This is a genomic window from Mesorhizobium sp. PL10 (assembly GCF_053714315.1).
In genome coordinates this window covers 12,380-25,140 of sequence record NZ_JBSKBR010000001.1, presented here as the reverse complement: position 1 = coordinate 25,140, position 12,761 = coordinate 12,380, and the positions used below count along the sequence as shown (strand labels likewise).

Genomic DNA, 12,761 nt, shown 5'->3' with positions numbered 1-12,761 from the left:
CTTTCAGGAGACCCCCATGAAATTTTTTGTCGACACCGCTGACATCAAGGACATCAAGGAACTGAACGACCTGGGGCTGCTCGACGGCGTCACCACCAATCCCTCGCTGATCCTGAAATCCGGCGGCAAGATCGCCGATGTCACTAAGCAGATCTGCGACATCGTCAAAGGCCCGGTTTCGGCCGAGGTCGTCGCCACCGAATACAAGGACATGATGGCCGAGGCCAAGATCCTGGCCAAGATCGCCGACAATATCTGCATCAAGGTGCCGCTGACGCTGGACGGCCTGCGCGCCTGCAGGACGATCCGCACCGAGATGAACCGCATGGTCAATGTGACTCTGTGCTTCTCGGCCAACCAGGCGCTGCTCGCCGCCAAGGCCGGCGCCTCGTTCATCTCACCCTTCGTCGGCCGCATCGACGACACCGGCGCGAACGGCATGGAGCTGATCGAGGAAATCCGTCATATCTACGACAATTATGATTTCGACACCGAAATCCTCGTCGCTTCGGTTCGCACCGTGAACCACGTCAAGCAGGCAGCTCTGATCGGCGCCGATGTGGTTACCGCGCCGGCAGCAACGTTGAAGGCGCTGGTCAAGCACCCGCTGACCGACAAGGGCCTCGAACAGTTCCTCGCCGACTGGGCCAAGACCGGCCAGAAGATCGGCTGAGATCAGGCTTCGACACCAATAAAAAAGGCCGGGAAACCGGCCTTTTTTATTGCAATCAGAAATATGCTGAAGCGCTCAGGCCTTCTTGCCGTGCTTGACCAAGTCCTGGGCGACCGACAGGCTCACGATTTCAGCCAGTTCGCGCGCGGCGCGGTTCTCGGCGTCGAGCTGCGCCCGGTAGGAGGCGAACTCCTGTGTCGGTTTGTCGAAGGATGACGGGATCGAGCGTTTGCCGGTGGCGATGACCGCGCCGGTCTGGGCATCGGTCAGCACATAGTTTGCGGTCAGCGTCACCGTGCCTGCGGTGGGCTCGTCCTCGTCTCTCTGAATTTGCACTTGCGCCGCCGATTCGACCAGTTCGGTAACGCCGATATCGAGCATGTAGACCGGCGCCGGCGGCTCGCCGGCGCCCTGTCCAAAGGCAAAGATCAGATTGTTGCGGACCTGCTGGGCGTAGCGGGTCTTGACCGGCTTGACCGCGATCGATGCCAGTTCGGCTGAAGCGCTGACGGTCGAACCTGCCGTTAGCGGCGCGCTCGAATAGAGCGGCCTGACCGTGCAGGCCGAAACCAGCGCCATCGAGGCGACCAGCCCGCACAGCGCGGCGCGGCGCAGCAAATGCGTCGTCTTTTCAAGATCAGGCAACGACATTGACGATCCTCTGCGGCACGATGATCACCTTGCGGGGCGCCTTACCTTCCAGCGCTTTTTGCACGAAGTCGAGGGCCAGCACCGCTTTTTCGACCGCACCTTGGTCCGCGTCGCGGGCAATTGTCAAATCCCCGCGCTTCTTGCCGTTGACCTGGACCGGCAGCACGATCTCGTTGTCGACCACCAGTGCCGGATCGTAGACCGGCCACGGCCGTTCGGCGACCAGATCGGCGCCGCCCAGCGTGTGCCAGCACTCCTCAGCGAGATGCGGCATGACTGGCGCCACCACATGCACCAGGATCTCCACGGCCTCGCGGCAGGCGCCCTTGAGCGCCGCATCGGCCTTGCCCTCGGCGACGTCGTTGAGCGGCGTGGTCAAGGCGTTGGCCAGCTCATAGATGCGGGCGATGGCGCGGTTGAAGCCGAGCCGCTCGATGTCCTCGCCGATCGCCTTCAGGATCTTGTGCGCGGCCCTTGAAACGGCACCGGCCTCGCCCTCCTTCGCCGCCTGCGGCTTGACGCCGCCGAGCATCTCGGCGGCGATCGACACCAGGCGCCAGACACGCTGGATGAAGCGATGCGCGCCGGCGGCGCCGTCGTCGGTCCATTCGACGTCGCCCTCTGGCGGCGAATCCGACAGCATCAACCAGCGCGCGGTGTCGGCGCCGTAGCCGTCGGTAATGTCTTCCGGGCTCACCGTGTTCTTCTTCGACTTCGACATCTTTTCGAGCGAGCCGATCGCCGCCTCTTCGCCGGTGGCGATCTCGATGGCGCGGCGCTTGCCGCCGGCATCCTCGATCCTGACCTCAGCTGGCGACAGCCAGCGTCCGTTGGTCGACGCGCCGCCGACACGGTAGGTCTCGTGCACCACCATGCCTTGCGTGAACAGGCCCTTGAACGGCTCGGCGAGGTCGAGATGCCCCGTCTCGCGCATGGCGCGGGTGAAGAAACGCGAATAGAGCAGGTGCAGGATCGCATGCTCGATGCCGCCAATATACTGATCGACCGCCAGCCAGTCATCGGCAGCCTTGGGCTCGGTCGGCTCATTGGCCCAGGGCGCGGTGAAGCGGGCGAAATACCAGGACGAATCGACGAACGTGTCCATCGTGTCGGTCTCGCGCCGCGCATCCTTGCCGCATTGCGGGCATTTGACATGCCGCCAGGTCGGGTGGCGGTCGAGCGGATTGCCCGGACGGTCGAACTCGATGTCATCGGGCAGCTTGACCGGCAGGTCGGCCTTCGGCACCGGCACCACGCCGCAATCCTCGCAATGGATCATCGGGATCGGGCAACCCCAATAACGTTGCCGCGAAATGCCCCAGTCGCGCAGGCGGAAGTTCACCTTGCGCTCGGCCATCGGCCGACCGCCGATGCTTTTCTGTTCCAGCAGCTTCGCGACCTCGTCGAACGCCTGGTCCGGCTTCATGCCGTCGAGGAAGCGCGAATTGATCATCACGCCGTCGTCGACATAGGCTTCTTCCGTGATCTGGAAGGTCTTTGCGTCGGCATCTTCCGGCATCACCACCGGAATGACCGGCAGGCCGTATTTGTTGGCGAAGTCGAGGTCACGCTGGTCGCCCGACGGGCAGCCGAAAATGGCGCCGGTGCCGTATTCCATCAGCACGAAATTGGCGACATAGACCGGCAGCGTCCAGGTCTCATCGAACGGATGGACGACGCGGATGCCGGTGTCGAAGCCCTTCTTCTCGGCCGTCTCAAGTGCGGCCACCGACGTGCCCATATGGCGCACCTCGTCGATGAACTTGGCCAGCTCGACGTTATTTTCGGCGGCCTTTTTGGCCAGCGGATGGTCGGCGGCGACCGCCATGAACGAGGCGCCGAAAATGGTATCGGGCCGGGTCGTGTAGACTTCCAGCTCGTGCGCATCGCCGACCGGCGCTGCCAGCGGCCAACGGATCAGCAACCCTTCCGAGCGGCCGATCCAGTTCTGCTGCATCAGCTTGACCTTTTCCGGCCATTCGCCGAGGCCATTCAACGAGTCCAGCAGGTCCTGCGCATAGTCGGTGATCTTGAAGAACCACTGCGTCAGTTCGCGCTGCTCGACCAGCGCGCCCGAGCGCCAGCCGCGGCCGTCGATGACCTGCTCGTTGGCGAGCACCGTCATGTCCTCCGGGTCCCAGTTGACCTTGGAGGATTTGCGCGTCACCAGCCCCTTCTCGACAAAATCGAGGAACAGCATCTGCTGGCGGTGGTAATAGTCGACGTCGCAGGTGGCGAATTCGCGCGCCCAGTCCAGCGACAGGCCCATCATCTTGAGCTGCTCGCGCATGGCGGCGATGTTGGCGTAGGTCCATTCCTTGGGATGGACCTTGTTCTGCATGGCCGCATTTTCGGCCGGCATGCCGAAGGCATCCCAGCCCATCGGATGCAGCACGTTGAAGCCCTTGGCCCGCTTGTAGCGTGCCACCACGTCGCCCATCGTGTAGTTGCGGGTGTGGCCGATATGGATCTTCCCCGACGGATAGGGGAACATCTCCAGCACGTAGTATTTCGGCTTCGGGTCGTTGTTGTGCGCTTCGAACAGCTTCTTCTCGGCCCAGGCTTTCTGCCATTTGGGCTCGGACGCGCGCGGATTGTATCGTTCGGTTGCCATCGGATGATTTTCACTTAAAAGCAGGCGCAGACCGCCGGACAAGGCCCGGTGGCCGAGGTAAATGTCGTCGCGGTGTTCACCATGGATTGCCGGACCCGTCAACTGCGGTGAGCCGGCCAGCGCTAGAAAGACAGGCAGGATATAGGCATGGCCAGCGCCGTCGAACAGTTTTTCGCCGTCAGGACGAGGATCGCCGCTGCCGAGCGCGAGGCCGGCCGCGACGCCGGCTCGGTGACGCTGGTTGCGGTGTCGAAGACCTTCGAAACCGAAGCTATCCGCCCGGTCATCGAAGCCGGCCAGCGCGTTTTCGGGGAGAACCGCGTCCAGGAAGCGCAAGGCAAGTGGCCGGCGTTGAAAGCCGAATTCCCCGACATCGAGCTACACCTCATCGGCCCGCTGCAGTCGAACAAGGCGAAGGAAGCGGTTGCGCTGGCCGACGTCATCGAGACGGTCGACCGCGAGAAGATCGCCGCCGAACTCGCCAAAGAGATTGCCAGGCAGGGCCGCGCGCCAAAGCTGTATGTCCAGGTCAACACCGGCTCGGAGCCGCAAAAGGCCGGCATCGAGCCGCGCGACGCTGTCGCTTTCGTCGCCCGTTGCCGGGATGTCCATGGCCTCGCCATCGAAGGCCTGATGTGCATCCCGCCGGCGGACGAGAACCCCGGCCCGCATTTCGCCCTGCTGGAAAAGCTCGCTCGCGAGGCCGGCGTGGCCAAACTGTCGATGGGCATGTCCGGCGACTACGAAACCGCCATCGCCTTCGGCGCCACCAGCGTCCGAGTCGGCTCGGCAATTTTCGGCAGCAGATAAGCCACCCAACGTTTGGACCAGCGCCACCAGTTCGTTGCACCACGACTGGAAACGAAACGTGCCGTTCCTATTTGACCAGTGTCACCACCAATCTGCTGGAGCTGCTACCCATGCGCTACAATCAACTCGGAAATACGGGGATGTTTGTCTCCGAACTGTGCCTCGGTACCATGACCTTCGGCGCCGCCGGCGAGAATGCCCAATGGGGCCTGATCGCCAGCCTCGACCAGAAGGGCGTCAACGACATCGTTGCCCGTTCCATCGCCGCCGGCGTCAATTTCTTCGACACCGCCGACGTCTATTCGTTCGGCCAGTCCGAACGCCTGCTCGGCCAGTCGCTGAGGGATCTCGGCGTCAAGCGCTCGGACGTCGTCATCGCCACCAAGGTGCATGGCATCATGGGCCAGGGGCCGAATGAGCGCGGTTCCTCGCGCGGCCATATCATGGATGCGGTCGACGGCAGCCTGGAGCGGCTGCAGCTCGACCACATCGACCTCTACCAGTTGCACGGCACCGACACGGTGACGCCGATCGACGAGACGTTGCGCGCGCTCGACGATCTCGTCGCCAGCGGCAAGGTGCGTTATGTCGGCGTTTCCAACTGGCAGGCCTGGCGCATCGCCAAGGCGCTGGCATTGCCGAGCGCAAGGGCTTTTCCCGGTTCGAGACGATCCAGTCCTATTATTCAATCGCCGGCCGCGACCTCGAACGCGAGATCGTGCCGCTGATCAACGAGGAGAAGCTCGGTCTGATGGTATGGTCGCCGATGGCCGGCGGCCTGCTGTCCGGCAAATACGGCCCCGGCGCGCCCGGCAATGGCGAAGGCCGCCGCGCCGCCTTCAACTTCCCGCCGGTCAATGAGGACCGCGCCTGGGCGGCTGTCGCCGTGATGCGCGACATCGCCAGGAAGCACGATGTCAGCGTCGCCACGGTGGCGCTCGGCTATGTGCTGGCAAAACCGTTCGTCATGAGCGTCATCATCGGCGCCAGCCGCATGGAGCAGCTGGAGCAGAACCTTGCCGCCGCCGATGTAAAGCTCGACGCCGACGATCTCGCCAGGCTGGATGAAGTCAGCGCCCTGCCAGCCGAATATCCCGGCTGGATGCTGGAGCGCCAGGGCGCCGGCCGCCGCCCGGCGCCGTTCACGCCGAAGAAGTAGTAGTCCGTCAGTTGGATGCTTGGGGAGCCAGATGGGCTCCCCAAAATCGTTCAGGCCATCCGAACGCTCTCAACCAGAAAGTCGAGAAAGGCCCGCACCCGGGCCGGAAGGTGCCTCACCTGGCCGACATAGACGGCATGGGTAAGTTCTTCGTCGCCCGGATTGAAATCCTCCAGCAGCGCCGCCAGCCGGCCTGCCGCAATGTCATCGGCCACATGCCAGCGCGCCAGCCTGGCGATGCCGGCGCCGCCTACCGCCATCAGCCGCATCGACTCGCCATCGCCGACCATCGTGTTCCCCGTGATGGGAACCATGATGTCATTGCCGGCTGCGTCGACAAACTGCCAGCCATCGACATGCCGGACAAAGCCGAAAGCCATGCGATTGTGCTTGTCGAGATCGGCCGGTATCTGCGGCGCCCCATGAACGGTGAGGTAGGACGGCGCGGCAACGACCGCCATCCGGCTTTGCCCGAGCTTGCGCGCCACCAGCCGTGATTCGCCGAGCGGCCCGGCGCGGATGGCGACGTCGGCACGCTCCTGCATCAGGTCGATGACGCTGTCGGTCAGCACCAGATCGACTGAAATCTCGGGGTAGCGTTCGAGAAAGCGCGGCAGCAGCGGGATCAGCCGGTGCACCCCAAACGGCACATAGCTGTTGACCCGCAGCCGTCCGCGCGGCGCGGCGCCAACTGCGGCCTCGCGCTCTGCTGCCGCCATGTCGGCCAGGATGCGCACCCCGTTGTCGTAGAAAGCCGTTCCTTCCGGCGTCAGCAGCAGCTTGCGCGTCGAGCGGGTGACCAGCCGTGCGCCGAGCCTTGCCTCGAGCCGCGCGATCAGCTTGCTCACCGCCGACGGCGTCATGCGCAGCGCCCGCGCCGCGGCCGAGAAGCTGCCCGCCTCGACGACGCGGACAAACACTTCGATCTCGCCGGAGCGGTTGATGTCGGGCCTGGCCATCTGTGAATCTATTTCACAGGAAATATGCCTAAGGCAAGTCTGGTTCACAAGGCATGGCAACACGATCTCTCGGGTCGGGGCGCGGGTTTGGACAGGGCGCCTATCGCCTTCGAAGTGGAACCGCCATGCCTCTCGCTCTTTACGCCCTCGCCGCCGGTGCCTTCGGCATCGGTGTCACCGAATTCGTTATCATGGGCCTGCTGATCGATGTCAGCAAGGATCTCGGCGTCTCGATCTCCGCCGCCGGCCAGCTCATTTCCGGCTATGCGCTCGGCGTCGTCATCGGCGCGCCGCTTTTGACCATCGCCACCGGCAACTGGCCGCGCAAGACCGTGCTCTTGGCGCTGATGGCCATCTTCACGCTCGGCAATCTCGCCTGCGCGCTGGCCCCGGACTACTGGACGCTGATGGGCGCCCGCATCATCACCGCCTTTGCCCACGGCACCTTCTTCGGCGTCGGCTCGGTGGTCGCCACCGGTCTGGTCGCGCCCAACAAGAAGGCCTCGGCGATTGCGCTGATGTTCACCGGGCTGACCATCGCCAACATTCTCGGCGTGCCCTTCGGCACCTGGCTCGGCCAGGCCTTCGGCTGGCGCGCCACCTTCTGGGCCGTGACCCTGGTCGGCCTCGCGGCCTTTGCCGTCATCCTCCTTCTGGTGCCGCGCAGCCAGGAGGCGCCCGAAAAGACCAATTTGCGCGCCGATCTCGCTGTTCTGCGCCGCACGCCGGTGCTGCTCGGCCTCGCCACCACCGTGCTCGGCTATGCCGGCGTCTTCGCCGTCTTCACCTACATCGCCCCGCTCCTGACCGAGATCAGCGGCTTCAAGGAGGCCGCCGTATCGCCGATCCTGCTCGTCTTCGGTGGCGGTCTCATCGCCGGCAATCTGCTCGGCGGCAAGGTTGCCGACCGCTGGCTGGTGCCGGCCGTGCTGGGCAGCCTCGTTGTGCTGGCGCTGGTGCTCGCCACCATGACCTTCGCCGTCCACAGCCAGGTCCTGGCCGTGATCTATGTCGGCCTGCTCGGCGCTGCTGCCTTTGCCACGGTGGCGCCACTGCAGATGTGGGTGCTGGACAAGGCGCAAGGTGCCGGCCAGAGCCTCGCCTCGTCCTTCAACATCGCCGCCTTCAACCTCGGCAATGCCGCCGGTGCCTGGCTCGGCGGCGCGGTGATCGCCCATGGCCTCGGCCTCGGCTCGCTGACCTGGATCGCCGCCTTGCTACCGGTCGCCGCCCTCGGCGTCGCCGCCCTGGCGCTGCGTCTCGACCGCACCCCGGCGCTCGGCGCGCCGGCCTCTATCCCCTCGTAACCTCGCACTTCGACAGGAGAAAAAGAATGAATTACAGACCTCTTGGCGCATCGGGGCTGAAAGTGCCCGCACTCTCCTTTGGCGCCGGCACTTTCGGCGGCTCCGGCCCGCTGTTCGGCGCCTGGGGCAACAGCGACGCCAAGGAGGCGCGGCGGCTGATCGATATATGCCTCGAAGCCGGCGTCAATCTGTTCGACACGGCCGATGTCTATTCGAACGGCGCTTCGGAAGAGGTGCTGGGCGAAGCCATCAAGGGCCGCCGCGATGCCGTTCTGATCTCGACCAAAACGTCGCTGCCGATGGGCGATGGGCCGGCCGACTGGGGTTCGTCGCGCTCGCGGCTGATCAAGTCGGTGGACGCTGCATTGAAGCGCCTAGGCACCGATTACATCGACCTTCTGCAACTCCACGCCTTCGACGCCGGCACACCGATCGAGGAAGTGCTGTCGACGCTGGACGACCTCGTGCGCGCCGGCAAGCTGCGCTATGTCGGCATCTCCAACTTCTCCGGCTGGCAAGTGATGAAGTCGCTGGCCGAGGCCGACAAGCGTGGCTACCCGCGCTATGCCGCGCATCAGGTCTACTACTCGCTGGTCGGCCGCGACTATGAGTGGGAACTGATGCCGCTCGGCCTCGACCAGGGCGTCGGTGCGCTGGTGTGGAGCCCGCTCGGCTGGGGCCGCCTGACCGGCAAGATCCGCCGCGGCGAGCCTCTGCCGGAAAAGAGCCGCCTGCACGACACCGCCGATTTCGGCCCGCCGGTCGCGGACGAACATCTCTACCGGGTCATGGATGCGCTCGACGCAGTGGCGCAAGAGACCGGCAAGACCGTGCCGCAGATCGCCATCAACTGGCTGCTGCAACGCCCGACCGTTTCCTCCGTCATCATCGGCGCCCGCAACGAGGAACAGCTGCGCCAGAACCTTGGCGCTATCGGTTGGACGCTGACGCCGGAGCAGGTGAAGAAGCTCGACACCGCAAGTGAAGTTACGGCGCCCTACCCCTACTTCCCCTATCGCCGCCAGGAAGGCTTCGCCCGGCTCAACCCGCCCGCGGTGTGATCGCATCGGCCTACTGAGGCCAAAGGTTCGCGGGACAGCGCCCCCCTCTGTCCTGCCGGACATCTCCCCCACGAGGAGGGAGATTGGACGTCACTTTGGCTTTCGCCAATCACCAGCGTAGAAGGATAGCGCCATCAGCGGAACTGCCGATCTCCCCCCGTGTGGGGGAGATGTCCGGCAGGACAGAGGGGGGCGCCGTAGAGCGCCTACCCAACGATTCCGAAGCCGCAGCCCTCAGTGCAGCACGAACTCGCCATCCACCTTGCGCCACTCGTTCGGCGCGATCAGCTTCTGGTGGGTGTAGCTGATCGAATGCAGCGGCCCGTCCAGCTTCGCCTTCCAGAACTCGATGAATTTGATCAGCACCGGAAACTTCGGCGCCAGATCGTAATCCTGCCAGATGAAGCTCTGCAGGAGATGCGGGTGGTCGGGAAAGTGATACAGTATCTTGGCGGTGGTCAGGCCATATCCCCTAAGCATCAGGTCCATTTCGGAATGATCGCGCATGGCAGCCCCCTTAGGCGTTCCCCAGGTTGATTCTCCATTCCTCCCAACTCCGAATTGTGCGCGCCGTTCCTTAACTGTCTATTGATTTTTCCTGATCGCAAACGGGTTTTCCGCGCGAAAACATGCAGTTAGCAGCGACCGCCCGCGAGTGCTGACACAAGCGAAAAGACGAACTGCGGCATCCCGCCGCGCGAATCCAACGTCTAATATTGCTGTCACGGCGGAACTGTTAATAATGCCCGCGAATTCGTGGCCGCTTCGCCGCGATACCGCCGGTCGTCAAGCCGTCGGAACGGTTCGGGAGGAAAGCTTTACATGTCCGAGGTTCACGTCCACCGCGTCCAGCCGGCGTGGAAGAAGAACGCGCTGGTCGACAACGACACCTATCTCAAATGGTATGCTGACAGCGTGAAGAACCCGGACAAGTTCTGGGGCAAGCACGGCAAGCGCATCGACTGGTTCAAGCCGTTCAGCAAGGTCAAGAACACCTCCTTTGACGGCAAGGTGTCGATCAAATGGTTCGAGGATGGCGAGACCAACGTCTCGTACAATTGCATCGACCGCCATCTGAAGAAACGCGGCAACCAGACCGCCATCATCTGGGAAGGCGACAATCCCTACGACGACAAGAAGGTCACCTACAACGAGCTTTACGGGCACGTCTGCCGGCTGGCCAATGTGATGAAGAAACACGGCGTCAAGAAGGGCGACCGCGTCACCATCTACATGCCGATGATCCCGGAAGCCGCCTATGCGATGCTGGCCTGCACTAGGCTAGGCGCCATCCATTCTATCGTCTTCGGCGGCTTTTCGCCGGACGCTTTGGCCGGCCGCATCGACGACTGCAAGTCGACTTTCGTCATCACCGCCGACGAAGGCCTGCGCGGCGGCAAGCCGATCCCGCTGAAGGAAAACACCGACAAGGCGATCGAGATCGCGGCCAAGGCCGGCACCAAGGTCGAAAAAGTGGTGGTCGTGCGCCGCACTGGCGGCAAGACCGGTTGGGTCCAGGGCCGCGACGTCTGGTACCATGACGAGATCGCCACGGTGAAGGGCGACTGCAAGCCGGAGAAGATGAAGGCCGAGGATCCGCTGTTCATCCTCTACACCTCGGGCTCGACCGGCAAACCGAAGGGCGTGCTGCACACCACCGCCGGCTATCTCGTCTATGCCTCGATGACACACCAATATGTCTTCGACTACCATGACGGCGATATCTACTGGTGCACCGCCGATGTCGGCTGGGTCACCGGCCACAGCTACATCGTCTACGGCCCGCTCGCCAACGGCGCGACGACGCTGATGTTCGAAGGCGTGCCCAACTACCCCTCGCAGTCGCGCTTCTGGGAAGTCATCGACAAGCACAAGGTCAACATCTTCTACACCGCGCCCACCGCGCTGCGGGCGCTGATGGGCGCAGGCGACGACCCGGTGAAGAAGACATCGCGCAAATCGCTGCGCGTGCTGGGGTCGGTCGGCGAGCCGATCAACCCGGAAGCCTGGGAATGGTATTTCAACGTCGTCGGCAACGGCAAGGTGCCGATCGTCGACACCTGGTGGCAGACCGAGACCGGCGGCATACTGATCACGCCGCTGCCGGGCGCCACCGACCTCAAGGCCGGTTCGGCGACGCGGCCCTTCTTCGGCGTCAGGCCACAGCTGGTCGACGGCGAAGGCAAGGTGCTGGAAGGGGCGGCCGACGGCAATCTCTGCATCACCGATTCCTGGCCCGGCCAGATGCGCACCGTCTATGGCGACCACGACCGTTTCGTGCAGACCTATTTTTCCACCTACAAGGGCAAGTACTTCACCGGTGACGGCTGCCGCCGCGACGCCGACGGCTATTACTGGATCACCGGTCGCGTCGACGACGTCATCAACGTTTCCGGCCACCGCATGGGCACGGCCGAAGTCGAATCGGCACTGGTGAGCCATGACAAGGTTTCCGAGGCGGCCGTGGTCGGTTATCCCCACGACATCAAGGGCCAGGGCATCTACAGCTATGTCACCTTGATGAAAGGCGTCGAGCCGACCGAGGAGCTGCGCAAGGAGCTCGTCGCCCATGTCCGCAAGGAGATTGGCGCCATCGCCTCGCCTGACAAGCTGCAGTTCGCCCCCAGCCTGCCGAAGACTCGCTCCGGCAAGATCATGCGCCGCATCCTGCGCAAGATCGCCGAGGACGATTTTTCCGCGCTCGGCGATACTTCGACACTGGCCGATCCGGCGGTGGTCGACGACCTGGTCGCCAACCGCCAGAACAAGAAGGGCTGACGGGATTTGATGGCTGCACTGGGCGCAGTCACGGAGCTCTGGCGTTACCCCGCTAGTTCGCTTGCCGGCGAGCGCCGGAACGCCATTTCGGTTGGCCTTGAGACCATCGACGGCGACCGTCTGTTCGGCCTCGTCGATACCTCCGACAACGAGATTGCGCGGCCTGACCGCGACGCGAAGTGGCACAAGGTGCCGCGCATCCGCACAAGGCTGAGCAGCGACCGGAAGCTGGAGATCGCCGTTCCCGGTGGTGACTGGCTGGCCGCACCGGGTGCAGAATGCGACAGCGCGATCTCAGCCTATCTCGGCTTCCCCGCCTCGATCCGGCCGTTCAGCCTGGACAACGCGCCCGGCTACACTGGCCCGCTGACCGCCGAGCGCTACCGCAAGGCGCCGATCCATCTCTTGACCACCGCATCGCTGGCGCGACTGAAGGCGCTACACGCTGAAGGCGTTCCCGACCCGCGCCGCTTTCGTCCCAACATCGTCGTCGACATGGCGGCGGTCGAAGGCTCGTTTCCGGAGACCGAATGGATCGGCCGCAAGCTCGCCATCGGCGATCTGCTCTTGACCATCTCCGAGCCCTGCCGCCGCTGCGGCTTCACCATCATTTCCCAGGACGGCTTCGACAACGACCCCGGTATCCTGCGCAATCTTGTGCGTCACAACGCCCACAATTTCGGCGTCTACTGTACGGTGGACAGGCCGGCCAGCGTCGAGATCGGCGCGCCGATGCGGTTTCTCTAACC

Annotated in this window: 10 protein-coding genes and 1 pseudogene; 7 read left to right on the top strand and 4 right to left on the bottom strand. The window is 63.9% G+C overall.

Annotated features, from left to right (window positions below; genetic code table 11):
• Positions 1–16 precede the first annotated feature (16 nt).
• A complete protein-coding gene (gene fsa, locus ACWGTO_RS00110; RefSeq protein WP_454572861.1) occupies positions 17–673 on the top strand; it encodes a fructose-6-phosphate aldolase in 657 nt (218 codons plus the stop codon).
• A gap of 75 nt (positions 674–748) precedes the next feature.
• Here the strand turns inward: fsa and lptE are convergent, their stop codons facing one another.
• Together lptE and leuS are read right to left on the bottom strand one after the other, a co-directional pair.
• Positions 749–1,324 (bottom strand): LPS assembly lipoprotein LptE, encoded by a 576-nt coding sequence (gene lptE, locus ACWGTO_RS00105; protein ID WP_454572860.1) that lies wholly within the window; start codon positions 1,322–1,324, stop codon positions 749–751.
• On the bottom strand, positions 1,311–3,938 hold the full coding sequence (gene leuS / locus ACWGTO_RS00100) for a leucine--tRNA ligase (protein ID WP_454572859.1): 2,628 nt from the start codon (positions 3,936–3,938) through the stop codon (positions 1,311–1,313). Before leuS ends, lptE begins: the two co-directional genes overlap by 14 nt.
• A gap of 147 nt (positions 3,939–4,085) precedes the next feature.
• On the opposite strand from leuS, the gene ACWGTO_RS00095 reads away from it, so the two are divergent.
• Together ACWGTO_RS00095 and ACWGTO_RS00090 are read left to right on the top strand one after the other, a co-directional pair.
• Positions 4,086–4,748 (top strand): YggS family pyridoxal phosphate-dependent enzyme, encoded by a 663-nt coding sequence (locus ACWGTO_RS00095; protein WP_454572858.1) that lies wholly within the window; start codon positions 4,086–4,088, stop codon positions 4,746–4,748.
• A 110-nt stretch (positions 4,749–4,858) separates the two neighbouring features.
• Positions 4,859–5,907: pseudogene (locus tag ACWGTO_RS00090) on the top strand (aldo/keto reductase).
• A gap of 50 nt (positions 5,908–5,957) precedes the next feature.
• On the opposite strand, the gene ACWGTO_RS00085 reads toward ACWGTO_RS00090, so the two are convergent.
• Positions 5,958–6,866 carry a LysR family transcriptional regulator gene (locus tag ACWGTO_RS00085; RefSeq protein WP_454572857.1) on the bottom strand — a complete coding sequence of 303 codons (909 nt, stop codon included), beginning with the start codon at positions 6,864–6,866 and terminating at the stop codon, positions 5,958–5,960.
• A gap of 125 nt (positions 6,867–6,991) precedes the next feature.
• On the opposite strand from ACWGTO_RS00085, the gene ACWGTO_RS00080 reads away from it, so the two are divergent.
• Both ACWGTO_RS00080 and ACWGTO_RS00075 read left to right on the top strand, forming a co-directional pair.
• A complete protein-coding gene (locus tag ACWGTO_RS00080; protein ID WP_454572856.1) occupies positions 6,992–8,173 on the top strand; it encodes an MFS transporter in 1,182 nt (393 codons plus the stop codon).
• 26 nt (positions 8,174–8,199) lie between these two features.
• Positions 8,200–9,234, top strand: a complete 1,035-nt coding sequence (locus ACWGTO_RS00075) for an aldo/keto reductase (protein ID WP_454572855.1) — start codon at positions 8,200–8,202, stop codon at positions 9,232–9,234.
• Between the two features lie 234 nt (positions 9,235–9,468).
• On the opposite strand, the gene ACWGTO_RS00070 is transcribed toward ACWGTO_RS00075, so the two are convergent.
• A complete protein-coding gene (locus ACWGTO_RS00070; RefSeq protein ID WP_352660059.1) occupies positions 9,469–9,741 on the bottom strand; it encodes an usg protein in 273 nt (90 codons plus the stop codon).
• A 315-nt stretch (positions 9,742–10,056) separates the two neighbouring features.
• On the opposite strand from ACWGTO_RS00070, the gene acs reads away from it, so the two are divergent.
• Together acs and ACWGTO_RS00060 are read left to right on the top strand one after the other, a co-directional pair.
• Positions 10,057–12,012, top strand: a complete 1,956-nt coding sequence (gene acs, locus ACWGTO_RS00065) for an acetate--CoA ligase (protein ID WP_454572854.1) — start codon at positions 10,057–10,059, stop codon at positions 12,010–12,012.
• Between the two features lie 9 nt (positions 12,013–12,021).
• The gene (locus tag ACWGTO_RS00060) at positions 12,022–12,759 is read left to right on the top strand and encodes an MOSC domain-containing protein (RefSeq protein ID WP_454572853.1); all 738 of its coding nucleotides are present in this window, start codon (positions 12,022–12,024) and stop codon (positions 12,757–12,759) included.
• Positions 12,760–12,761: the final 2 nt, after the last annotated feature.

Excerpts from the sequence above, each read along its gene's own strand:
- fsa (WP_454572861.1), top strand. The coding sequence starts at position 17 with ATGAAATTTTTTGTCGACACCGCTGACATCAAGGACATCAAGGAACTG.
- ACWGTO_RS00070 (WP_352660059.1), bottom strand. The coding sequence starts at position 9,741 with ATGCGCGATCATTCCGAAATGGACCTGATGCTTAGGGGATATGGCCTG.
- leuS (WP_454572859.1), bottom strand. The coding sequence starts at position 3,938 with ATGGCAACCGAACGATACAATCCGCGCGCGTCCGAGCCCAAATGGCAG.
- ACWGTO_RS00080 (WP_454572856.1), top strand. The coding sequence starts at position 6,992 with ATGCCTCTCGCTCTTTACGCCCTCGCCGCCGGTGCCTTCGGCATCGGT.
- acs (WP_454572854.1), top strand. The coding sequence starts at position 10,057 with ATGTCCGAGGTTCACGTCCACCGCGTCCAGCCGGCGTGGAAGAAGAAC.
- ACWGTO_RS00060 (WP_454572853.1), top strand. The coding sequence starts at position 12,022 with ATGGCTGCACTGGGCGCAGTCACGGAGCTCTGGCGTTACCCCGCTAGT.
- ACWGTO_RS00095 (WP_454572858.1), top strand. The coding sequence starts at position 4,086 with ATGGCCAGCGCCGTCGAACAGTTTTTCGCCGTCAGGACGAGGATCGCC.
- ACWGTO_RS00075 (WP_454572855.1), top strand. The coding sequence starts at position 8,200 with ATGAATTACAGACCTCTTGGCGCATCGGGGCTGAAAGTGCCCGCACTC.
- ACWGTO_RS00085 (WP_454572857.1), bottom strand. The coding sequence starts at position 6,866 with ATGGCCAGGCCCGACATCAACCGCTCCGGCGAGATCGAAGTGTTTGTC.
- lptE (WP_454572860.1), bottom strand. The coding sequence starts at position 1,324 with ATGTCGTTGCCTGATCTTGAAAAGACGACGCATTTGCTGCGCCGCGCC.